This window comes from Bacillus sp. TE9106W (assembly GCF_054062215.1).
Genome location: NZ_JBSSFA010000017.1, coordinates 45,832 through 66,571, shown reverse-complemented (window position 1 = coordinate 66,571; position 20,740 = coordinate 45,832). Strand labels below are relative to the sequence as shown.

The 20,740-nt window shown below is 36.2% G+C and carries 27 protein-coding genes; 12 read left to right on the top strand and 15 right to left on the bottom strand.

Features of this window, described 5'->3' with window-relative positions; genetic code table 11:
• The first annotated feature begins 278 nt into the window (after nucleotides 1-278).
• Nucleotides 279-755, top strand: coding sequence for a GyrI-like domain-containing protein (locus tag ACVWY7_RS23660; protein ID WP_000662558.1), 477 nt, complete (start codon nucleotides 279-281; stop codon nucleotides 753-755).
• Nucleotides 756-930: 175 nt separating this feature from the next.
• The gene (locus ACVWY7_RS23655; protein WP_073526315.1) at nucleotides 931-2,178 is read left to right on the top strand and encodes an MFS transporter; all 1,248 of its coding nucleotides are present in this window, start codon (nucleotides 931-933) and stop codon (nucleotides 2,176-2,178) included.
• A 10-nt stretch (nucleotides 2,179-2,188) separates the two neighbouring features.
• On the opposite strand, the gene ACVWY7_RS23650 is transcribed toward ACVWY7_RS23655, so the two are convergent.
• Complete coding sequence (locus ACVWY7_RS23650) at nucleotides 2,189-3,076, bottom strand: helix-turn-helix domain-containing protein (RefSeq protein WP_000535286.1); 888 nt, start codon at nucleotides 3,074-3,076, stop codon at nucleotides 2,189-2,191.
• Between the two features lie 80 nt (nucleotides 3,077-3,156).
• Between ACVWY7_RS23650 and ACVWY7_RS23645 the strand changes: the two genes are divergently transcribed.
• Nucleotides 3,157-3,618: a DUF523 domain-containing protein gene (locus tag ACVWY7_RS23645; RefSeq protein ID WP_000635498.1), complete on the top strand. Its 462-nt coding sequence runs from the start codon at nucleotides 3,157-3,159 to the stop codon at nucleotides 3,616-3,618.
• Nucleotides 3,619-3,646: 28 nt separating this feature from the next.
• Here ACVWY7_RS23645 and ACVWY7_RS23640 read toward each other — a convergent pair whose 3' ends face one another.
• The 4 genes from ACVWY7_RS23640 to ACVWY7_RS23625 all read right to left on the bottom strand — a co-directional run bounded on the left by ACVWY7_RS23640 (nucleotide 3,647) and on the right by ACVWY7_RS23625 (nucleotide 5,974).
• Nucleotides 3,647-4,000, bottom strand: coding sequence for a YxeA family protein (locus ACVWY7_RS23640; RefSeq protein ID WP_000833139.1), 354 nt, complete (start codon nucleotides 3,998-4,000; stop codon nucleotides 3,647-3,649).
• Between the two features lie 228 nt (nucleotides 4,001-4,228).
• Nucleotides 4,229-4,582: a HesB/IscA family protein gene (locus tag ACVWY7_RS23635; protein ID WP_000573828.1), complete on the bottom strand. Its 354-nt coding sequence runs from the start codon at nucleotides 4,580-4,582 to the stop codon at nucleotides 4,229-4,231.
• A 41-nt stretch (nucleotides 4,583-4,623) separates the two neighbouring features.
• Nucleotides 4,624-5,490 (bottom strand): diaminopimelate epimerase, encoded by an 867-nt coding sequence (gene dapF / locus ACVWY7_RS23630; protein ID WP_000077386.1) that lies wholly within the window; start codon nucleotides 5,488-5,490, stop codon nucleotides 4,624-4,626.
• Nucleotides 5,491-5,734: 244 nt separating this feature from the next.
• Entirely contained in the window at nucleotides 5,735-5,974 is a 240-nt protein-coding gene (locus ACVWY7_RS23625; protein ID WP_000595026.1) for a YuzB family protein, read from the bottom strand.
• Nucleotides 5,975-6,325: 351 nt separating this feature from the next.
• Here ACVWY7_RS23625 and ACVWY7_RS23620 point away from each other — a divergent pair, with 351 nt between their 5' ends.
• From ACVWY7_RS23620 to ACVWY7_RS23605, 4 genes are all read left to right on the top strand, one after another.
• Complete coding sequence (locus ACVWY7_RS23620) at nucleotides 6,326-7,396, top strand: NAD(P)/FAD-dependent oxidoreductase (protein ID WP_000682073.1); 1,071 nt, start codon at nucleotides 6,326-6,328, stop codon at nucleotides 7,394-7,396.
• Between the two features lie 230 nt (nucleotides 7,397-7,626).
• Nucleotides 7,627-7,800: an aspartyl-phosphate phosphatase Spo0E family protein gene (locus tag ACVWY7_RS23615; protein WP_001103329.1), complete on the top strand. Its 174-nt coding sequence runs from the start codon at nucleotides 7,627-7,629 to the stop codon at nucleotides 7,798-7,800.
• 54 nt (nucleotides 7,801-7,854) lie between these two features.
• A complete protein-coding gene (locus tag ACVWY7_RS23610) occupies nucleotides 7,855-8,514 on the top strand; it encodes an ABC transporter ATP-binding protein (RefSeq protein ID WP_000470339.1) in 660 nt (219 codons plus the stop codon).
• The gene (locus ACVWY7_RS23605; protein WP_000679263.1) at nucleotides 8,498-9,295 is read left to right on the top strand and encodes an ABC transporter permease; all 798 of its coding nucleotides are present in this window, start codon (nucleotides 8,498-8,500) and stop codon (nucleotides 9,293-9,295) included. Before ACVWY7_RS23610 ends, ACVWY7_RS23605 begins: the two co-directional genes overlap by 17 nt.
• A gap of 180 nt (nucleotides 9,296-9,475) precedes the next feature.
• On the opposite strand, the gene phnA is transcribed toward ACVWY7_RS23605, so the two are convergent.
• The 5 genes from phnA to ACVWY7_RS23580 all read right to left on the bottom strand — a co-directional run bounded on the left by phnA (nucleotide 9,476) and on the right by ACVWY7_RS23580 (nucleotide 13,109).
• Complete coding sequence (gene phnA / locus ACVWY7_RS23600) at nucleotides 9,476-9,817, bottom strand: alkylphosphonate utilization operon protein PhnA (protein WP_000212737.1); 342 nt, start codon at nucleotides 9,815-9,817, stop codon at nucleotides 9,476-9,478.
• 235 nt (nucleotides 9,818-10,052) lie between these two features.
• Complete coding sequence (locus ACVWY7_RS23595; protein ID WP_105989960.1) at nucleotides 10,053-10,847, bottom strand: DUF2628 domain-containing protein; 795 nt, start codon at nucleotides 10,845-10,847, stop codon at nucleotides 10,053-10,055.
• 330 nt (nucleotides 10,848-11,177) lie between these two features.
• Entirely contained in the window at nucleotides 11,178-11,855 is a 678-nt protein-coding gene (locus ACVWY7_RS23590; RefSeq protein WP_144508308.1) for a CPBP family intramembrane glutamic endopeptidase, read from the bottom strand.
• A gap of 98 nt (nucleotides 11,856-11,953) precedes the next feature.
• Nucleotides 11,954-12,832, bottom strand: coding sequence for a nucleotidyltransferase domain-containing protein (locus tag ACVWY7_RS23585; protein ID WP_105989954.1), 879 nt, complete (start codon nucleotides 12,830-12,832; stop codon nucleotides 11,954-11,956).
• Nucleotides 12,801-13,109: a DUF1462 family protein gene (locus ACVWY7_RS23580; protein WP_000248594.1), complete on the bottom strand. Its 309-nt coding sequence runs from the start codon at nucleotides 13,107-13,109 to the stop codon at nucleotides 12,801-12,803. Before ACVWY7_RS23580 ends, ACVWY7_RS23585 begins: the two co-directional genes overlap by 32 nt.
• A gap of 206 nt (nucleotides 13,110-13,315) precedes the next feature.
• On the opposite strand from ACVWY7_RS23580, the gene ACVWY7_RS23575 reads away from it, so the two are divergent.
• Together ACVWY7_RS23575 and ACVWY7_RS23570 are read left to right on the top strand one after the other, a co-directional pair.
• On the top strand, nucleotides 13,316-13,552 hold the full coding sequence (locus ACVWY7_RS23575; RefSeq protein ID WP_000431159.1) for a NifU family protein: 237 nt from the start codon (nucleotides 13,316-13,318) through the stop codon (nucleotides 13,550-13,552).
• Between the two features lie 316 nt (nucleotides 13,553-13,868).
• Entirely contained in the window at nucleotides 13,869-14,084 is a 216-nt protein-coding gene (locus tag ACVWY7_RS23570) for a hypothetical protein (protein ID WP_038356750.1), read from the top strand.
• Between the two features lie 61 nt (nucleotides 14,085-14,145).
• On the opposite strand, the gene yutH is transcribed toward ACVWY7_RS23570, so the two are convergent.
• Nucleotides 14,146-15,147 (bottom strand): spore coat putative kinase YutH, encoded by a 1,002-nt coding sequence (gene yutH, locus ACVWY7_RS23565; RefSeq protein ID WP_000581265.1) that lies wholly within the window; start codon nucleotides 15,145-15,147, stop codon nucleotides 14,146-14,148.
• Between the two features lie 120 nt (nucleotides 15,148-15,267).
• Here yutH and ACVWY7_RS23560 point away from each other — a divergent pair, with 120 nt between their 5' ends.
• Nucleotides 15,268-15,759, top strand: coding sequence for a phosphatidylglycerophosphatase A family protein (locus ACVWY7_RS23560; RefSeq protein WP_072190695.1), 492 nt, complete (start codon nucleotides 15,268-15,270; stop codon nucleotides 15,757-15,759).
• A gap of 20 nt (nucleotides 15,760-15,779) precedes the next feature.
• On the opposite strand, the gene ACVWY7_RS23555 is transcribed toward ACVWY7_RS23560, so the two are convergent.
• Nucleotides 15,780-16,259, bottom strand: a complete 480-nt coding sequence (locus tag ACVWY7_RS23555; protein WP_105989956.1) for a GNAT family N-acetyltransferase — start codon at nucleotides 16,257-16,259, stop codon at nucleotides 15,780-15,782.
• A 612-nt stretch (nucleotides 16,260-16,871) separates the two neighbouring features.
• Between ACVWY7_RS23555 and ACVWY7_RS23550 the strand changes: the two genes are divergently transcribed.
• Complete coding sequence (locus ACVWY7_RS23550; RefSeq protein ID WP_000683415.1) at nucleotides 16,872-17,453, top strand: NAD(P)H-dependent oxidoreductase; 582 nt, start codon at nucleotides 16,872-16,874, stop codon at nucleotides 17,451-17,453.
• A 148-nt stretch (nucleotides 17,454-17,601) separates the two neighbouring features.
• Here the strand turns inward: ACVWY7_RS23550 and ACVWY7_RS23545 are convergent, their stop codons facing one another.
• The 3 genes from ACVWY7_RS23545 to ACVWY7_RS23535 form a co-directional block, all read right to left on the bottom strand.
• Nucleotides 17,602-18,366 (bottom strand): TIGR01457 family HAD-type hydrolase, encoded by a 765-nt coding sequence (locus tag ACVWY7_RS23545; protein WP_000276467.1) that lies wholly within the window; start codon nucleotides 18,364-18,366, stop codon nucleotides 17,602-17,604.
• Between the two features lie 109 nt (nucleotides 18,367-18,475).
• Nucleotides 18,476-19,108, bottom strand: a complete 633-nt coding sequence (locus ACVWY7_RS23540; protein WP_000503333.1) for a helix-turn-helix transcriptional regulator — start codon at nucleotides 19,106-19,108, stop codon at nucleotides 18,476-18,478.
• Between the two features lie 71 nt (nucleotides 19,109-19,179).
• A complete protein-coding gene (locus ACVWY7_RS23535; protein WP_000274012.1) occupies nucleotides 19,180-19,620 on the bottom strand; it encodes a DUF86 domain-containing protein in 441 nt (146 codons plus the stop codon).
• Nucleotides 19,621-19,767: 147 nt separating this feature from the next.
• On the opposite strand from ACVWY7_RS23535, the gene glpX reads away from it, so the two are divergent.
• Entirely contained in the window at nucleotides 19,768-20,739 is a 972-nt protein-coding gene (gene glpX, locus ACVWY7_RS23530; RefSeq protein ID WP_000439090.1) for a class II fructose-bisphosphatase, read from the top strand.
• Nucleotide 20,740: the final 1 nt, after the last annotated feature.

Sequence of the window (20,740 nt, the reverse complement as noted above, 5' to 3'; positions counted from 1 at the left end):
AATAGTATATATATCGGATACTCATATAAACCTCTACCACTTTTTACTTATTGTAAAAATCCCCTATGATATAGGTTTATATAACAGTTTAAGGATACATAAAAATCTTAACATACTCCATAATCTATTTATACATACAATGATAAATTTACCATTTTTTACTTATTTCAGTTTGTTATGTATCATTGAAATTTTTTAAAAATAGTAACCGTTACATGTAAAAATATGTTATATTAAATAAGAACAAACGTTCTATATAATAAGGGGGATATTTTAAAATGAAAGAACCTATCATCGTAAAAAAAGAAGCTTTCCAAGCAATCGGCATTTCGATTACGACAACAAATGAAAAAGAGGCATCTACTGAAGGAAAAATTCCCGGGCTTTGGAACCGGTACTTCCAAGAACAAATCATGCACCACATTCCAAATCAACAAACGAAAGAAACATTCGCTTTTTACTCAAACTACGAATCAGATGAAACGGGTACATATACCTTTACGATTGGCATGCCCGTTTCTTCATTAGAAGACGTTCCAGAAACTATGACAACTTTAACAATACCTGCCGCTACGTATGCGGTATTTACAACGAGAAAGGGACCAGTTGCTGAAGTTGTTTGCGAGGCTTGGGAATATATTTGGAAATGGTCAAAAGAAAATAAACGTGCTTTCACAATAGACTTCGAGCTATACGATGAAAAAGCAACAGATCCAAACAACGCACAATTGGATATTTATATTGCATTAGCCTAAACGACAAAAAAGAAGATACCATTTGGTATCTTCTTTTTTGTCGTTAAATAGCCACTGTGCAAATTCAACATAATTGTCTACAATGAGAAAGTGCAGTATAGAAATATTAGAAACTGTATAAAACGATTGTTAATAGGTTTTTTAGTCTAAAATCGGTACATAGAAAGGAAGCAATATGGAGGAACTACAACAAAATAAATCTGCTTTAGAAGGAAGCGGAAAACCGCTATTAAAAAATGCGAACTTCCTTTTTCTTTGGGCAGCTACTCTTTTTTCAAGTTTCGCTTTAGCCTTTTTTACTTTTTCGCAAACGTGGTACATAGCAAAAACATTAAACCTTGAGGCATCACTCGGTGTTGTTTTCGTAGCTCTTAGTGTTCCAAGGCTTATTTTTATGATTATCGGCGGCGCTGTAGCAGATAAATTCCCGAAAAAAAACATTATGTTTTATTCTAATATTATTCGTGCTATTCTCGTCGCAACCATCCTCACATGGTTCATCGTAGGTGATGTAACACTATATACATTTGCTTTATTCGCTTTATTCTTTGGACTTGCTGATGCCTTTTTCTGGTCAGCTGATGGATCTATCCTACCTGAACTTGTAGAAAAAAGTCGGTTAACACAAGCAAACTCACTTACACAAATGACAAACCAAGCATCGGTCATCTTAGGCCCTGTACTTGGCGGTATTCTTATTAAATTTACGAACTATGAAACGATTTTCTCGATTACAATTTTATTACTCATTGTCGCAGCTATACTCGTTCAAAAAATACAATTTACGATACCAGAGCAACAAAATACAGACAAGGGCATGTTTACTTCTATTAAAGAAGGAATCTTATATGTAAAGGAATCACCGTTCCTTTCAACTTTCCTTATTTGTAGCGCATTTTTAAACTTATTTTTAATCGGTCCGATGCAAGTCGGTTTCCCGCTTTTCGTTAAAAATGTTCTACACGGTGATTCGCTTCAGTTTAGTTACTTAGAAGCATCTGTAGGCGGCGGAATGGCAATAGGCGCTGTCATTGTCGGTTTAAAAAATATTAATCGTAGACGCGGTCTATTTTGTATTGTCATGATGCTACTGTCTGGTGTATTCTTCTTATCTATCAACTTTAGCACTGTACTATGGCAAGCGTTATTAGCTGGCATGTTTTACGGTATTACAATCGCCATGGCTATCGTTCCGCTTATGGCGATGATTCAATCGACAGTAAAAGAAGAAATGATGGGACGCGTAATGAGTTTACTTATGCTATCATCAATGGGCTTTATCCCGCTCTCTTATGCATTCACATCAATCGCGCTTGCAATAGGAATTCCAATCGTAACCGTTATGAAAAGTGGTGCAATCGCCGTTATCGTCTTTGTACTATTTGTAGCGATTCGCGTTCCAGTTGTAAGAAAGTTTGATTAACTACTTGGAGTCATGCATTTACGCATGGCTCCTTTTTAAACGGATCAAATAACGGTATCCCCTTACTTCTTCTCAGTGCTGCTCCCCATTCTAATCCAACCTCTAAAAATAAATCCCGCACTGTGCTATATAAAAGTGCCTTTACATTTTTACGGATTTCTCCGTATTTATACGCTCTCACAACACTCTTTACTCGCCAAATGAAATTTCCATACACTTCTTCATCAGCTAATATTTGCTCCAGTAAAACACCTTGCTCTAGTAACCCGCTCTTTTTATACGCAAGTTCTACCTTGCTCCAAAATATATTAATCTTCTTCGGATTACTCGTCATCGGCAGAATTGCATATATAAAAGGCTTCGGTATATCGTGACGGCAATACGTCTCATCAAGCTCGTACGTTACTTTTCTTTTCTCTTTTATTTGTGGAATGTTTTTAGAAAGAATTGTTTCCCCCTCATATTTTTGCTCATTTTTACTACAGCCAGCTGCATAATTCTCACTTTCACATGCGGACAATTTCATACGGTCATCCATGCGGTCAATTGCAGATGTAAGAAAAACATATAAGTTCGCACTATACCCGCCGCGCTTATGTCTTTCTTTCGTTGCAACACGCTTTATAATTCCTAATTCCTCTAACTTTGCAATAGAGCGGCGTACTGTACGAATACTTTTTCCAACATTCGTCGCAATCGTCTCCATTAATGGACAAGCAACTCCTACTGTTTTCTGTTTCTCATTCACTGCATACTTTCCTAAAAAATGAATAATAGTAGCATCCGTTTTATTTAATTGAAATTGATAATGTTTCAAAACTTGTTTTTGATATGTATTAAACTTTTCTTTACTTCGAAATTCACTATATGGTTTCATTAAATTATATAAGCTTCCCATTTTTATCACCTCACTTATAAATAAGGGGTTGGAAGGGAAATTGGCGTGATAATTAATATTTTTTTACTGGAGATGAAAATATGATCGTAATTAGCGCTTGTTTAGGTGGTATTGCTTGTCGGTATGATGGAAATGACAATCTCGTTTCAAAAATAGAGGAGCTCCTGCAAAAAGAAGATACAGTCCTTATTTGTCCTGAAGTATTAGGAGGATTGCCAACGCCTCGTCCCTCAGCTGAAATTATTGGCGGGAATGGCGATGACGTTTTGGATGGAAAAGCGAAAGTGATGACAAAAGACGGTGAAGATGTCACGGAATCTTTCGTAAGTGGTGCTTATAGAGCGCTAGAACAAATTAAAAATTTGCATCCAGAATATATTATTTTGAAAGAACGCAGTCCCTCTTGTGGTAGTTCTACCATTTACACGGGAGAATTTAACGGCAATAAACAAATTGGTTACGGGGTAACAACTGCTTTATTCAAAAGACATGGATTTACAGTCATTTCAGAAGAGGATTTTGAGAATATAAAAAGGAATTGACCCTGTTCGTCAATTCCTTTTTTCTGTCTTATTTTGCACCTAATTTTTCTTTCACTTTCGCAGGAAGCTCATCTTTCTTAACTTCTTCCCAAGCTGTTACACCTTTTTTATCTGAATTGTATACGCGTAAGAATGCTTCTTTACGAAGATTTTTTTGAGCTGTGAACTCTAATTCTTTCTCTTTACCATCTTTATCAAAACCAGTTAATTTATATTGGTAATCTTTAAACTTCTCACCATTATCAGCTTTACTATACGTTTCTTTTCCATCTACTGTGATTTGAACGTAATACTGATCTTTCCCCATACGGTTAATATCACAACCAACTAACAGGCTTGCAAATACAACTAAAATACTAAATAGTGCAATGTATCTTTTCATTTCCTTCACCTCATATGTTTTTTCTTATATTGTTATCTTAAAGCCCAAAGCTTAAAGAAGAAATTCAAAAACATGACATGAACATTACACTTTTGTAAGATAATAATTATTCCTTCACTTTAGAAATCTTCATCCGGTCATCAATTGGACTTTCACGCCAAAAGAAAAGACCTCCTTAACGATTTTATTCCATCGCTAAAAAGGTCTTTCTCTATTTCACCTAAAAACTTAGCACTCTTCTGGCTTACCAGCATTCGTCGCTGTACGGAAAGATGATCCACATCCGCATGATGCGATTGCGTTTGGATTGTCGATTGTGAATCCGCCGCCAAGCATAGATTGTTTATAATCAATTTTTACTCCTTTAACAATCGGAGCACTCTCTTTATCGATAACAAATTCAACACCGAAAAACTCAAGAACTGTGTCGTCTTCTTTTGGTTCTACTTCAAATCCTAAGCCGTAAGAAAGGCCAGTACATCCGCCGCCGTGTACAGCAAGGCGCACGTACTTCTCTCCATCTTCAGCATCTTTTAACATATCTTTAATTTGAAAAGCCGCTTGTTCTGTTACTTCAATCATGAAATACACCATCCTTTCTGTTCTCATTCTATTATACATCTTTACGCTTCTATCTTGTACTCATACACTCCGCGGCAAATTACTTCCGCTGGTCCTTTCATTAACACGTTGCCTTCTTCTGTCCATGCAATCATTAAATCGCCGCCAGCTAAATGAACTGTAATTTCCTTACCACGTTCCATTTTCCCATTTAAAATAGAGGCTACAACTGCAGCACACGCTCCTGTTCCGCAAGCTTGTGTTACACCAGATCCTCGTTCCCAAACGCGGAAGTTCATCTCTTCCTCATTCAAAATCTCGATAAATTCAACATTTACTCGTTCTGGGAACATTTCATGTGTCTCAAGAACTGGTCCAAGTGTTGTAAGAGGTGCTTGTTCTACATCATCCACAAAAATAACCGCATGCGGATTTCCCATTGAAACAGCTGTAAATGCATAACGATGATTATTGTATAAGAAGTTTTCACGAATAAATGGGGTTTCACCTTCACCAAGCATCGGTATTTCCGCACGTGTTAAACGCGGTGCTCCCATATCGATTTTCGCTAACGTAACTTTCCCCTCTTCTACCGTTACTTCCGCTGTTACAATGCCAGCTAACGTTTCAATTGTGAAAACTGTATCTTCTACTAGTTTATGCTCATACGCATATTTCGCTACGCAGCGTAAACCGTTACCGCAGCTCTTTCCTTCTGATCCATCATTATTAAACATGCGCATTTTCACAGGCGCTACGTCAGATGGACAAATTAAAATCATTCCATCTGCTCCAATACCAGTATTAATATTTGAAACCTTTTCCGCCACAAGAGCTAAATCTTCTTCAGGAATTTGTTCTTCAAACATATTTACATATATATAACTATTGCCAAGACCATGCATTTTTGTAAAAGAAAATTGGCTCATTTGTATTCACTCCAAAAATAATTTGTTATGTTAAGTATAAAATGCACGCTTTTAGAACACAATATGAATGTCCCCCGTTTCTCATATTTGACAACATTTGGCGATGAGCCATTCTTGCGCAAATTGTGTAAGAAAAATGCCCTTCTAAAAGGGCCTTTTTTTATTTATATACAATATTATCCTCCCCTGCGAAATAAAATTTTATCTAATAGAAAAAGAAAAAGGTGCTGCCGATTGCAACACCTTAAAACATTGGATTTTCATCCAAATACTCATATACATTATTAACAAGTTCTTCTACTGTAGCACCTTGTACAACTTCACCATTTACAAGTGCAAACGGCCCCTCAAAACAAATACCACAATATCCTAAACAACCATACTCCATTACATCTAAATTCGGATCTTTTTCTAATTTCTCTAAAGCGGCTTGTGAACCACTCGCAAGGTTACCTACACAAAATTCAATTAATGGTTTAATCAAAATTCTCCCCCCTGTACTACAAAACAAATTACTTTCTGATTCTATCTATAAGAAGAAAACTAAGCTGTTTCTTGTTGTTTTCATTACACATTCTAAACTATTCAGTTACTTCATTATTTCACTTCAAAATAGATGATTTATTTTATATTACATGCTATTTGCGATGAAATGGTAACTAAATAAGAAAAACAGTTTACTCTACTTTTCTTCTTATTGTACAACAGAGTATTCATTCATGCATTGTTATTTGTTCACAAATTCGATATAATTTGATTGAGTAAAGTCAAAATATTTTATCAATATAAAATTTTATGATTAGGGGATATTTCAACAGAAAAGGGGTAATCCATCATGAAACACCTCGTAATATTAGGTGGCGGCTACGGTGGAATGAGAATTCTGCAGCGGCTACTTCCAAGCAACCAACTTCCAGATGATGTACAAGTGACATTAATCGACAAAGTACCATATCATTGCTTCAAAACTGAATATTATGCATTAGTTGCGGGTACTATTTCAGAAACGCATATTCGTATACCGTTTCCTGAACACCCACGCCTCAATATTCAATACGGCACAGTAACAAATATTGATCTCGAAGAAAAAGCTGTTCATCTCGATGGCGGCGAAGCAATCCAATATGATGATTTAATTATTGGACTTGGCTGTGAGGATAAGTATCATAACGTTCCTGGGGCGAAGGAATATACACATAGCCTACAATCGATTGAACAAACACGTAAGACATATGAACAATTAAATAGTCTAGAACCAAATGCAACAGTAGCTGTTGTTGGTGCTGGATTAAGTGGCGTTGAAGTCGCAAGTGAACTTCGCGAAAGTCGTTCTGATTTAAAAATCTACTTATTTGATCGAAAAGATAGAATCCTATTCCCATATCCAGAGAAATTAAGTAGATATGTAGAAGAATGGTTCGTAAAACATAAAGTTACTATTATACGAAACTCTAACATTACAAAAGTAGAGCCAAATATTGTGTACAACCACGATGAACCACTTGAATGTGATGCAATCGTCTGGACAGCTGGTATTCAAGCAAATGAAGTTGTTCGAAACCTTCCAGTTGAACAAGATGGTAGCGGCCGGGTTGTTTTAACAAAATATCACAATATTCCAAATAACGAGCACGTGTATGTTGTAGGAGATTGCGCAGCACTTCCACACGCACCATCTGCACAACTTGCTGAAGGACAAGGAGAACAAATTGTCCAAATATTATTAAAACGTTGGCATAATGAACCACTTCCTGACGAACTACCTGTCATTAAATTAAAAGGTGTTCTCGGCTCTCTTGGTAAGAAGCACGGCTTCGGTTTACTCGCAAACCAACCATTAATGGGACGTGTACCGAGGTTATTAAAATCCGGTATCCTCTGGATGTACAAATATCATAACGGTTAATACTTAAAAGGCTGTCTACTAATTAGACAGTCTCTTTTATGAGTTAAAATATAATTATCAGACACATTTTTCTCAATATGGATAATGATTTATTTTTCATTTTTATATTAAAAACTATTGATGAACAGTGTATGCTATTTATAAGTTGTTTTATTTCCTTTAAGACCGAATTCATTCGGTCTTATTTTTTGTGTTGTAAATACTTTTATAGGAGGCATTTCATTTCACTTATGAACGTAACGAAACTAAATGATCGCATAGAAGCGAAGAAGAAAGAATTGATCTATCTCGTTGAAAAGTACGGATTCACTCATCATAAAGTAATTTCTTTCAGCCAAGAATTAGATCGTTTACTTAATTTATTAATAGAACTCAAGACGAAGAAAAAACATTGCTCTTTCTAACCGTTATCTTCTCTTTTTTGATACGATATAACTAGAATTAGAAAGGAGCCCTCTATGTTTATATTACAAGACGTTACATATAAAGATATACTGCACATTCCTTATTTACAGATTCAAAAAGAAAAAATTACATGTATTATCGGTGAGAGTGGGAGCGGAAAAAGTACATTGCTCCGTATGTTAAATGATTTGCAATCTCCAACATCTGGAACAATTGAATATAACGGAAAACTAATTTCTGATTATCCCCCTATTCAATTACGACGTGACGTAGTCATGCTTGGGCAAACACCACCTATTTTTGATGGAACCATTAAAGACAATCTATTAATGGGACTTCGTCTTTCTGAAAAACCATTTCCAAATGATGATATTTTGCGAAGCGCATTAAAAACTGTTAGCTTAGAAAAAAGTTTAGAAGATAACGCTGATTCCTTATCAGGCGGGGAAAAACAACGACTTGCTTTTGCACGTATCGTACTTATGGATCCACCTGTTTATTTATTAGACGAACCAACTTCGGCGTTAGATAGCGATACAGAACGACGCGTTATGAAGCAGTTCACTACGCTAGCAAGAGAAAAGAAAAAAACAGTTATCTTCATCACACACTCACAACAACTTCCAGAAGAAATTGCGGACGATATTATTGAGATTAGTAAAGCAAACGGTGCAACTAGAAAGGAAGTGCTCTCAGTTGAAGGGCGTTATTGAACTCCAAATTTGGCAACTTGCCGCTGCATATATTTTCATTCTTATTTTAATTGGGCTTGTGAAGTTAAAAGGAATACCTCGCGAAAAACAAATCGCGCTCGCAACATTCCGTATGACGATTCAGCTCGTACTTGTTGCCTATGTCCTTACATACGTATTTGAAAACAGTAATCCATTTTATACAATTGCTCTCATTACTTCTATTACTACCTTTGCAATTTTTAATATTTATAAACGAGTTAACATCCCTATGTCTAAAGAATTAAAACGAGTAGCCGCTCTTTCCATGGTAGCCGGATCCATTGGGCCACTTCTACTATTTATCTTTGTTATTATCGGACATGATCCTTGGTATGCGCCGCAATATATCGTTCCGATTACCGGAATGTTAGTTGGAAATGCGATGACCGGTGTTTCTCTCGGTGCAAATACGTTCTTAAACAATATGAAATCGCAAAGAGGTCAAATTGAAGGAGCACTTATGCTCGGTGCAACGCCAAAAGAAGCCACTGCTCCACTCATACGCGACGCTTTTGACTCTGCCATTTTACCAACGATCAATTCTATGGTCGGAATGGGAATTATAAGCTTACCAGGCATGATGACAGGACAAATCTTATCTGGTGTATCACCATTTACAGCCATTCAATATCAAATCGCAATTATACTTGGTATTTCAGGAAGTACCGCTTTTGCTGTCATTATCTTTTTACAGCTTGGCTATAAAACATTCTTTAATAAGCGTTGTCAGTTGAAAGAGATTGACTATGGCGGGCGTTAAATTGTGCACTGTTCATGGTAAATGAAATTATATCGACGATTTTTCGAATATATCTATCATAACTCAAAATATATCAACGATTTTTGAAATATATCGGCGATTCGACAAGGAATATCGACTTACCGACAAAAAATGACATAATAAAAAGAGGAGGCCTATACGCCTCCTCTTTTTATTTACTTACGCCTTCTTAACGAATTGTGATTTTAACTTCATAGCTCCGAAACCGTCGATTTTGCAATCAATATCGTGATCGCCATCAACTAGACGGATACTCTTTACTTTCGTACCGATCTTCACAACTGAAGAAGTTCCTTTTACTTTTAAATCTTTAATGACAGTAACAGCATCGCCGTCTTGAAGAACGTTTCCGTTCGCATCTTTTACAACTTTTGCACCATCATTATTTTCAGCTTCTGCTTCTTGGCCCCACTCATGAGCACATTCTGGACATACGAAAAGAACGCCATCCTCATACGTATATTCTGAATTACATTTTGGACAATTTGGTAAAGTAGCCATAAATCCATTTCCTCCGTTCATTATTTATACGTAAAAATCAAAATTGATGTTTACATCTCGATAAATAAAATTTGTATAGCATTTCTATATAGTGCCATAGTCTCACGTTATTGACAAGCCTACCTCAAATTCTCATTTTTTATTGTATTTTACAAAATTTCAATTCGTATGGTGTTTCCAAATAAAAAAGAAGAACCTTCACAAGATTCTCCTTTTCAAAATGAACGAGTTCTGACTAGAATCCCCAACCATTTTCTTCAATGTAAAATTGATACTCTTCTAACTCATCTTCACTCAATTTCTTATTATTCTCATATACTTCTTGCCATTCAAAATAGTCTTCACTAAAATAAACAGCAAATTTAATTTTCACGTTTTTCTTCTCCGTATAATCATAACCAGTAAACTCTACTACATCATAATCTTGTTCTTTCTTCACAAACTTCCAAGTTGGATTATCCGTCATAATCTCTAAAGTAATACCTTCACTACTTGAACGAACGACATTTTTAATATTCGGCTCAGTTGGTAAAAGTGAGAGTCCGAGCATAGCTCCAACCAATACTATCATCACCATAACCTGTAAACCAATCATGCCAGCAAAACTAGCGTTGCCCTTTGATTGTAAATAATATGCCTTCTCATGATCTGGCATATCTTCTCCCTTATGTAATACACGAACAGCGTGCTTATAATATAAACGATTTCCTTGCCATCCAGTAAATATCATCGTTCCTAACTGAAGGACTAAACTACATGTTAAATAAATCCCATCTGGAATATCTATAAAAGGAGTTACAACGATACTAGGTACCGCCAATAACGTAAGTATAATAAACAACTTATACATTTTACGATAAGCTAACCAAAAAGTTGGGAAGAAAAAGGCTACCCAATTCCACGTATTCCCTTGCGCTGGATTTTCTACTTTGCCCCACTTAAAGTCATAATAAGCTGTATTCTTTTGAACAACTTTATGTAACTCTTGCGGAGAAATTGTTTCTTGTAAAACAGTGTCCTTCACGTACATCATCCTTTTCTTCTTTCTACATACGTGTATTTTATAGAAAGAAAGAGAAGGAATCTAACAAAAAGTACATATATTTCATAAAAATGAACGGAAATCGAATATATTCCGACAATTTCTCGTTTATTATTCCATTTTACTTTTTAATATATTAGAATACTTATGAATGATGGGTTTAATACACTAAGTTAAGCATTTTGTATATTTGATAATGAAAAATGTTTCACATGAAACTATTTATATTGTGTATTACCTTGCCTCTACACAATGCATATAAAGCCCTTTCTACTTACTATAAAATAGAAAAGACACCCTTTTCAAAAGGACGTCTTTTTACAGTTGAAAATTTACTAATAAATAAAAGGAATTGTTTAATACATGAATCCCCCATGGAACGAGTAAATTGTTTGTTTTCTTATAGGTGTAAGCTAAACATATACCGCCACCCAAAATATATAAAACACTCCCTAAAGTAAGTGGATGTCCTAAAGTAAATATAAAAGCACTTATAACAATGCTACTGAACGTAGAAAAGTGCTGAGATAATTTCGTGAAAAACATCCCCCGGAATAGAAGTTCTTCCCAAACTGGTGCAAAAACTGTGAGCACCACTACGTATATAAGGATTTCACTTTTAGTAGGCTCGATTACTCTATTAGGTTCATCCAAACTGACTCCCGTTGGTAGAATTAAATTTAATACCGCAAGATATATAAGCAGTACGATCATCGTCATTACTATCGTTACATAATGTTTAAAGTGATTGAACTGTATTGATTTTAATAACTGCAAACAGTAATTTCTTGCTGGCGCATATATTAAAATAATAGTAAGAAATGTTAAAGGCGGAATAAGATGATCTACATACCACGGATATAATGAGGAGTCATATAAAAAGTTCAAATAACCAATTCCATACATGATCCCAAAAATAATTACTATCATGATGATTACTTCTAACATACTCATTTGTACATTCTTTTCTTTATATGTAACTAATTCCGTGTCCACTATATCCCCTCCAGTATAATTAAACCTTTCCAACCATTATATACCAAATTAAACGTAAAAAAAGACAATACATTCAACTGTATTGTCCATTTTCTTCCCTACCATTTCTCTCTGCATGTTTCAATTAAATGTAGTAAGTACCTCTTCGTCATATCTGCCCTTCTCCACCTTGAGAGCATTCTCTTTTCTTTTGGGTTCTGCCGTATTCTCGCTACTTCTTTTAATAAAAGCTCCCATTCTTCCGATGAACGTTCTAATAAGTATTGTAATCCTCTATCTTTTGAAACGATTGTTTTATGGTCTAGTGTATATAAAATACGGCCCATCGTAACGACAGCTGATTCTACCCATTCTTCTATAAAGAATAAATATGGCTGCTTCACCTTCCCACTCCAGTACTGTTCTACGTTGTATTTCATCGTATTGACTACATCATCCCACCTTATTTGAAACGGGAGATCTTCCGCTTCTTTCCCGGTAACTGTAATACCTTGATTTTTCAATGTCCACCATGTGACCGCATTAATATCCCAATGACCTACATTCGCTTTACCATCTGCACAATACACGTACTCATTCAGTTCATCATTGTATTTCCCTAAATCAGCAAGCGGAATATACATACCATCCATTCTTTTCCCTAACGTACTACCACTAAGTTTCTTATGAAGTTCTACAAGTTGCTGTTTTTCAGCTTTATTCACGGAATCACTTATTACCGTAACAAAATCAACATCGCTCGTTTCTGCATGAAATGCACCGAGTGCGATGGATCCGTAAATGTATACCCCGACTATTTTTTCATCTAAAAAAATTTCTTTTAATTCTACTGTGTATCGTTCCATTAACTGTTGTACTTCTGTTGGTAACGCATGCTTCACTCCATTTTTCACAACTATCCCTCCAATAAAAAAAGCCTTTGCAAATTCGCAAAGACTTCCTGCTTTATAAATATTTCTCGATTTCTTCGTAAACATCCTTCAAACGAGGATTTCCTTCTCCAACAATTTCTCCATTTACAAGAACGACCGGGTAAAATAAATCTTCCTCCACTACGCGCTCTGCGAATGCTTTTTTCTCTTCATCTTCTTGTTCTTCTTGAAAATCAATATACTCGAAATTAAATTTATTTTCTTGTCCTTCATATTTACGACCAATCGCCGCTTGTAACCACTCAAACGTTTCTGTTGAAGATGGCATTCCAACGCAGCTCGCACAAATTACTTTCGTCCCATACACTTGCACATTAACCATTTCTTCTCCCCCACTTCTTGTTCTAACAGTATATTCAGATGTCTTATTACATAAGCACATCATTTTACAAACTTATTCCATACCCCTATACTGAAAAAACACGTTGTAAACATGATAAAAAATTTCGACAATAAAACAAGAACAGAAAAAATAGATTTTCCCCTCTATCTTGATTATAATAAAACTGATGAAAGGAGTCGATAAAAATGGAAAACCCACATATGCAAGAACAAGTACTAGAAGTATTAGATAAATTACGTCCATTCTTACTTCGCGATGGCGGAGACGTTGAGTTAGTAGACATTGAAGAAGGTATCGTAAAATTACGCCTTATGGGTGCATGCGGAAGCTGCCCAAGTTCTACAATCACACTAAAAGCTGGTATCGAACGCGCATTACTTGAAGAAGTACCAGGCGTTATCGAAGTAGAACAAGTATTTTAATTAAAAGCGGAAGCGGCTCGTTCAGAACAGGAGGTCATTGGAGCTCCTGACGAAGAGGCGCTTTTTGCCTCATAGGAAGGCGCGAAATGGCCGACTGTTCTAGCCGCTGGAGCTGGATATTAATTAAAAGCAGAAGCGGCTCGTTCAGAATCGCTTCCTAGAAAGAGACCCATTTGGGTCTCTTTTTTATTCAAACAACACTTCCCCTTTAACATCATAAAACAAAATTGGAAATCCTTCTCAAAAAATGCGATAATTGATACTATATAGTGAATCGTTCACACATATACAATCAAAAAACATAGGGGGACGACACATGCCAAAAATGGGGAACACTTTTTTAACAATTCAAGAACTAGAAAAGAAAAAAGAGTATTTATTAGGCCTTTCATCTGTTATACCAACATGGAATGCGAGCTATCAATTTTTATTTAAAGAAATCCAGCAAGAATTATTGGGTAAAGTAAATGAAAAAATCGAAAAACATCAATTCATTTTAAATATATGTGCAGAGCAACAAGTAGGGGCATAATGTATTACATACAATTGTGGTATATAAAAAAGAGACCTCACTCGGTCTCTTTTTTATATTTTTAAGATAACCAATCTAATTTTCTAATCCCGAGCTTATCAACTGGTAAACGAAGTGAGCTATAAAAATGCTTCATAAATTGCTCTGAGCGGTTCACATCGTGTAAAATGGCTTCTAAGCGATCTCTATATATGCTTTTTTGTTCTTCGTTTCCTGTTTGGTAGTACCGTTCAACTGTTTCAAAATAGTGAAGCGGGAACAAGAGCCTTGCAAATAATAGGCGCCAACCAAATGAGGATAGCGAATAATTTCGTTCGTAATCTGTAACAAATTGAACGATTGTTTTCTCCCAGTCTTTCTTTTTTTCAATCATCATATAACGGATTAATTCTGCTATATCTCGAGTTGGGTGATCATACACCCAATCAAAAGGGAGTTTGAGACGCTTCGTTTGATGCCATAATAAAGGTGTGAATCGTTCTTGGCAAATTGTTGCTGCATCAGTTAGCTGTGGTGTATCATCCATTTCTGTATCAACAACATATTGAATGGCATTTTCTGCAACCCCTAAGTAATACGGGAAGGATTCAATAAACAATTGATCGAATACGTCTGTAGGGTGGTTCATCACTTGTGATTGCCAAAACTTTTCTAATTGATCGAGCCTTTTTTCCCATAATGCTTTCCATTCACCAATGCGGCTTAGTTGCTCAATTTCTTCTGGAAAGAATGCACCTCGTTTATGGAATATAGAAAGCTCACTACCTAATGATATAGCATGTCGTTCTAACGCTCGCATACCTTTTAATAAGCAGTAATTTTGTTCTTCTATCTCACTTACATAGTAGCCGTGTATAGTTGGAACGAAAGTCGCTACAGTTATATCCCCTTGCTGGTTCATATAGTCACTGAGCTTTTTCATCTCTACAAGTACTTCTTCCTCCATTTCTCCAATTGGAACAAGTACATAAATTTTGTTGCGAATCCAAAAGCTTTTATAGGGGCCAAGGGGGATTAATTCTTTAACATGCATGTGATAATGCTCATAAATATGATGAATCATCGCAGTCGCCACCTATGGTTTTTCTATATATATATGAGCTTGTGCTCGCCTTTCATTCCTATGCACATGATAAAGCAACGAAACGTATACAAATACTAAAAAGAAAAAAAGGTGATAAACATGAAAGAATCAAATCAACTACAAGAAAAAGCATTACAACTATTACAAGAACGCGGTGTAACAATTGACGATATTGCTGAACTTGTTCATTTTCTTCAAAAAAAATACCATCCAAATTTAGAGATGTCAGAATGCCGTTATAACGTTGAGCGCGTATTATCAAAACGTGAAGTACAAAACGCATTGATTACTGGTATCGAACTCGATGTCCTTACTGAAAAAGGTATGTTAAGTGAGCCGTTACAGGATATCGTAAAACGTGATGAAGGCTTATACGGAATTGATGAAGTGATCGCACTTTCTATCGTTAACGTGTACGGCTCTATCGGTTTCACGAACTTTGGATATATCGATAAATTAAAACCTGGTATTTTAGAATACTTAAATGATAAATCGACTGGAAAGGTGCATACATTCCTTGACGATATCGTTGGCGGAATCGCTGCCGCTGCTTCAAGCCGTTTAGCGCATAGAGCTGAGCATTCGGAATAAAATCTGAAAGACCGTCAGTGTCATACTGACGGTCTTTCGTATTCCATGAGCATAAATTCTCTCCCGCGGCTCCAAAAAATAGGACCTTGTTGAAAACCTATGTTTTTATATAGCTTAATCGCTCTTGTATTAAATGTTGCTACACTAAGTCGAAACGTTTTCGGCCTAAATTCTTTAACAACAAAATCTATGCCAGCTTGAAAAAACATTTTTCCCAGCCCTTTCCCTGTTAACGCCGGCTTCATGCCAAGTCCGATATCAATTACATCTTCTCCACCATATAAATGAGCATCTCTTCCCCCTGACACTTGTGCATTTTCCCCAAAACAAAAATAGCCGATAAACTCTCCCTTATCGTCACAACAACCATAATACGTCCCATCTAATAATTCTTCTATTACTTCTTCCTCGCCTGAAAAACTATACAAATGATAAGGTTCTTCGTACGTCCACGTATTTATCTCATTTGCTTCTTCTATCGTTAACTTATGTATATCCATCCTTCTCTCCCCTAATCAAATATTCTATATATACTCATTCATTTTTAACGCCTCATTTCCCTCTAATTGAAATATGCATAATTACATACGCACAACTATGAAACAAATGATACAATTTATTTGAATCGCTGTTGCTACACTTCTTGATCAAAGAAAAGGCGTTAAAACGGATATTAGCGCCTTATCAAACTCAAGCAATTGGCACATTTTGTCATCTTGAAAGACACTCGAAAGAGTGTCTTTTTTTCTATACCTTACAAGGACTTACTCATTTCAAAGCATACGCACATAAAATAATGTAACTCTTTACATGCATGAATTCTTTTCTAAAAGTTGTGCAGTAGACTCAAAATAAAAAAGCACTCTTGGCTAGAGTGCTTTTTACTTTCAAATCAGGAGGTTACATATATGGATAGTACTCTCGTATTTAACTTCGGCATTGGTATTGTCATTATTTTATTTGTTTTCTTTGTTCTTTGTATGAGTGGTGTGTAGAAAGACGATTTGAGGCGTCTTTTTATACATATATGTATTACTTGACTTTCGCAAAAGAAGTAACAATAATGGTTACAGGTAGAACTATTCACATATCCACAAATAGGAGGAATAACAATGAAACATGTAATCGTTTATGCACACCCGAATACAGAAAGCTTCAACCATGCGATTTTAGAAACGGTAAAAAGTGAATTAGCAGAAAAAGGTCATGAAGTTCGCGTTCGTGATCTATACGAATTAAACTTCAATCCAGTATTAGGCGCTTCCGATTTCATCTCATTTTCTCAAGGAAACACACCAGCAGATATTAAAGAAGAGCAAGAGCATATCTCTTGGGCTGATACCATTACATTCATTTACCCAGTTTGGTGGGCGGGACTTCCTGCTATTTTAAAAGGATACGTTGACCGTGTATTTAGCCACGGCTTCGCTTATGCTTACGGTGAAAATGGCATCGAGAAGTTATTAAGCGGTAAAAAAGGATTATTATTATCTACAATGGGAAATACGAAAGAGGCATACCTAGCAGGCGGTATGTTTGACGCAATGAAGAAAACAGCGGATGTTGGTATTTTTGAATTTACAGGCATTGAAACAATTGAGCATACATTCTATACGAGTGTTCCTTCTGTGGATGACAGTGTGCGTAAACAATATCTTGAAGAGGTTAAAGATGTTGTGAATCGTGCATTTTAAATAAAATTATATCAGCGCAACTCAGATTATATCGGCGATTTTCTAAATATATCGACTTACCGACAAAAACCGACACTAATCACAATTGAATATTAACCCGCAAATATCAAAAAAAAAGCTGCTCCAAAGTTTGGAACAGCTTTTTTCATTACATCTTCTCAATCCACTCCGTCAAGTTATGCACAACTTGCGTCGGTTGAACTTCGTATTCTGTTAACTTCTCCACAGTTGTGACTCCAGTGTGGACAAGAAGCGTATGCATACCGGCATTTATTCCTGCTAAAATGTCTGTATCGTAGTTATCCCCAACCATTAAGGCTTCATTCTTTTCTATGCCAAGCACTTTTAAAGCTTGTTCCATAATGATTGATTCTGGTTTTCCGATAAAGATTGGATCTACACCTGTTGATACTGCTACAACTGATGTTAATGAACCGTTACCTGGTAATAATCCGCGCTCAGTCGGAATAGCAATGTCTCCATTTGTAGAAATAAACGTTGCGCCGTTACGTACAGCAAGACAAGCTTTTGCTAATTTTTCATATGTGATGTCACGATCTAAACCGACAACAACGAAATCAGGATTTTCATCCACAAGTTCAAATCCTTTTTCCACAAGTGCATCATGTAAGCCTTCTTCACCAATCATATATACAGTTGCGTCTTGTTTACGTTCGTAAATAAAGTTTGCTGTTGCCATACTCGTTGTGAATACTTGCTCTGCTTTCGCTGGAATATCGAAACGAACAAGTTTTTCTGCTACCTGTTCTGGTTTACGAGTTGAGTTATTCGTAACGAACAAATATGGAATGCCGCGCTCTCCTAACGCTTTTACGAAGTCGCTCGCTTCTTCAATTTGTTCTTCTCCGCGATACATTGTACCGTCTAAGTCAATTAAGTAACCTTTATACATCGATTATGTCTCTCCTTCTATGCTAACGTTCTCACCTTATCATACCACTCTTATATTACCCGCTTTTTACAAAGAAAAAAACGCTTTACCTTAAAGCGCCCCATAACGTTCATTTTTTCTCTTTTATTTGATAAGAACAACTACAATCGCCCTCGCACATGTTTGCTAGTGTTTTCACATCTGCGCCCGCAAATAAACGATTATACATCTCTTTTTCATCTTCACATACTTGCGGGAATCTCTCAGCAATCTCCTTTAACGGACAGTTTTGTTTTTCAATTACGAAAGAGTTCTCTCCGTCTCTCTTTATTTGAACCATATAACCATTTTTCTCTTGCATCGCTGCTATCTCTTGCACTTTATATGCTAAATTCTTTTGATTACTCACTCGCTTTTGCAACTGTTCTTCCATTCGCTTCGTTCTCTCTTTTAAAACGTAACGAAGTATTTGTTCATCGCCCATTCGAGCTAAATCTTCTAGCATATCAATCGCAAATTGCTTATACTCCTTCGGGAATGTATCTTCTCCCTTTTCGCTTAATCCATACAAATAAGTTGGTCTTCCGACATGTTGCCTTACCATCTTAGAATAGATGAAACCATCTTTCTCAAGATTACTTAAATGTCTTCGGATCGCCATTTCTGTAATCTCTAAAACTTCAGCTAGTTCCGCTACCGTGTGCTCTCCCTTTACTTTCAACAATTGGATAATTTCATCTTTCGTCGTACGTGCTTCCCCCATGCTTCACCCTTCTCCCTCACATACAATATAAGACCCCCAAAAGGCTTTCTCTGGGGATCTTATAAGCATAATTATTCTGGTACAAATGCAGATACAGGTCCTAATTCCTTTTCTAAATAACTGCGAATATTGGCTGGGTATTTCTCTACCACTGCAATATGTTTTTGAATCGTCTTATATAATTCATCATGATTCATTTGAATATAATCTTGCGTAAGCATTTTTCGAAGAAGGATAATTTCTTTCATCCCTTGTCCATCTTCTGCACTTATCACTCGCTCGTCCATTAAAATATCAATAATATCTTCATAGCTTCCTGGATCGCGCATAATAAATCCATCAATCATCGCATTCCCTACATCTAATACAGAATCAATCATTAGATGCGCTATGCGTTCTAATGCGTAAAATTCAAACTCGGTTTCATATATCTTTTTCTCTTGAAATGTACTTGTTGCTCGTTCTAAACATACTAGCATTTGTTCTATTTTCTTTCTGTCTACAAAATACATGAATGTCACCTACCTGGAAATTAAAGCATTTACATTTTAATTGTAACGCTTTCTTCTGAAAAAATCGACAATTTTTCGAATTCACCTTTTCCCCGTAATTTGTTATAGTTATATTTGTATGATTTTTGAAATTGGAGGAATGGAATCTTGGAACGTGAACTCGCACTAGAAATTGTCCGTGTAACAGAAGCAGCAGCATTAGCATCCGCACAGTGGATGGGCCGCGGAAAGAAAAATGAAGCAGATGATGCAGCAACTACAGCAATGCGTGATATGTTCGATTCAGTAAACATGGCAGGTACAGTTGTAATTGGTGAAGGAGAACTTGATGAAGCACCGATGTTATATATTGGTGAAGAACTAGGAACAGGTAACGGTCCAGAAGTAGATATCGCCGTTGATCCATTAGAAGGTACAAACATCGTTGCAAAAGGTCTTGCAAACGCAATGGCAGTTATCGCAATCGCAGATAAAGGAAACCTTCTTCATGCTCCTGATATGTACATGGAAAAAATCGCGGTTGGTCCAAAAGCAGCTGGTAAAATTAGCTTAGATGATCCAATTGAAAAAACAATTGAAATTGTAGCAGAAGCTAACAATAAAAAGATTCGCGATCTAACAGTTATCGTTCAAGAACGTGAACGTCATCAAGATATTATCGATCGTGTTCGTGCTAAAGGTGCACGTGTAAAATTATTTGGTGACGGTGATGTTGGTGCGTCAATCGCAACAGCACTACCTGGAACTGGTATCGACTTATTCGTAGGTATTGGCGGAGCTCCAGAAGGCGTTATTTCTGCAGCAGCATTAAAGTGTCTTGAAGGTGAAATGCAAGCTCGTTTAGTTCCAATGAACGAAGAAGAAGAAGCTCGTTGTCGTGAAATGGGATTAGAAGACCCTCGTCAACTTCTTATGTTAGATGACTTAGTATCTGGGGATGATGCAATCTTCTCAGCAACTGGTGTATCTGCTGGTGAGTTATTAGACGGCGTGAAATTCCTAGGCGGAGATTTAGCTGAAACATACTCTATCGTAATGCGTTACAAAACAAGAACAGTACGATTCATTAAAACGCATCACCATTTAGATCATAAGCCACACTTAAACTTAGATATTTAAT

What these genes read in the sequence shown, in the direction of transcription:
- yutH (WP_000581265.1), bottom strand. Translation starts at nt 15,147, where the DNA reads ATGATTCATCATATTTATGAGCATTATCACATGCATGTTAAAGAATTA.
- ACVWY7_RS23595 (WP_105989960.1), bottom strand. Translation starts at nt 10,847, where the DNA reads ATGTACGTGAAGGACACTGTTTTACAAGAAACAATTTCTCCGCAAGAG.
- ACVWY7_RS23620 (WP_000682073.1), top strand. Translation starts at nt 6,326, where the DNA reads ATGAAACACCTCGTAATATTAGGTGGCGGCTACGGTGGAATGAGAATT.
- ACVWY7_RS23635 (WP_000573828.1), bottom strand. Translation starts at nt 4,582, where the DNA reads ATGATTGAAGTAACAGAACAAGCGGCTTTTCAAATTAAAGATATGTTA.
- ACVWY7_RS23645 (WP_000635498.1), top strand. Translation starts at nt 3,157, where the DNA reads ATGATCGTAATTAGCGCTTGTTTAGGTGGTATTGCTTGTCGGTATGAT.
- ACVWY7_RS23550 (WP_000683415.1), top strand. Translation starts at nt 16,872, where the DNA reads ATGAAACATGTAATCGTTTATGCACACCCGAATACAGAAAGCTTCAAC.
- ACVWY7_RS23560 (WP_072190695.1), top strand. Translation starts at nt 15,268, where the DNA reads ATGAAAGAATCAAATCAACTACAAGAAAAAGCATTACAACTATTACAA.
- ACVWY7_RS23650 (WP_000535286.1), bottom strand. Translation starts at nt 3,076, where the DNA reads ATGGGAAGCTTATATAATTTAATGAAACCATATAGTGAATTTCGAAGT.
- ACVWY7_RS23575 (WP_000431159.1), top strand. Translation starts at nt 13,316, where the DNA reads ATGGAAAACCCACATATGCAAGAACAAGTACTAGAAGTATTAGATAAA.
- ACVWY7_RS23555 (WP_105989956.1), bottom strand. Translation starts at nt 16,259, where the DNA reads ATGGATATACATAAGTTAACGATAGAAGAAGCAAATGAGATAAATACG.
- ACVWY7_RS23610 (WP_000470339.1), top strand. Translation starts at nt 7,855, where the DNA reads ATGTTTATATTACAAGACGTTACATATAAAGATATACTGCACATTCCT.
- ACVWY7_RS23580 (WP_000248594.1), bottom strand. Translation starts at nt 13,109, where the DNA reads ATGGTTAATGTGCAAGTGTATGGGACGAAAGTAATTTGTGCGAGCTGC.
- ACVWY7_RS23570 (WP_038356750.1), top strand. Translation starts at nt 13,869, where the DNA reads ATGCCAAAAATGGGGAACACTTTTTTAACAATTCAAGAACTAGAAAAG.
- ACVWY7_RS23535 (WP_000274012.1), bottom strand. Translation starts at nt 19,620, where the DNA reads ATGTATTTTGTAGACAGAAAGAAAATAGAACAAATGCTAGTATGTTTA.
- ACVWY7_RS23545 (WP_000276467.1), bottom strand. Translation starts at nt 18,366, where the DNA reads ATGTATAAAGGTTACTTAATTGACTTAGACGGTACAATGTATCGCGGA.
- phnA (WP_000212737.1), bottom strand. Translation starts at nt 9,817, where the DNA reads ATGGCTACTTTACCAAATTGTCCAAAATGTAATTCAGAATATACGTAT.
- ACVWY7_RS23585 (WP_105989954.1), bottom strand. Translation starts at nt 12,832, where the DNA reads ATGTTTACGAAGAAATCGAGAAATATTTATAAAGCAGGAAGTCTTTGC.
- ACVWY7_RS23640 (WP_000833139.1), bottom strand. Translation starts at nt 4,000, where the DNA reads ATGAAAAGATACATTGCACTATTTAGTATTTTAGTTGTATTTGCAAGC.
- ACVWY7_RS23660 (WP_000662558.1), top strand. Translation starts at nt 279, where the DNA reads ATGAAAGAACCTATCATCGTAAAAAAAGAAGCTTTCCAAGCAATCGGC.
- ACVWY7_RS23655 (WP_073526315.1), top strand. Translation starts at nt 931, where the DNA reads ATGGAGGAACTACAACAAAATAAATCTGCTTTAGAAGGAAGCGGAAAA.
- dapF (WP_000077386.1), bottom strand. Translation starts at nt 5,490, where the DNA reads ATGAGCCAATTTTCTTTTACAAAAATGCATGGTCTTGGCAATAGTTAT.
- ACVWY7_RS23540 (WP_000503333.1), bottom strand. Translation starts at nt 19,108, where the DNA reads ATGGGGGAAGCACGTACGACGAAAGATGAAATTATCCAATTGTTGAAA.
- ACVWY7_RS23615 (WP_001103329.1), top strand. Translation starts at nt 7,627, where the DNA reads ATGAACGTAACGAAACTAAATGATCGCATAGAAGCGAAGAAGAAAGAA.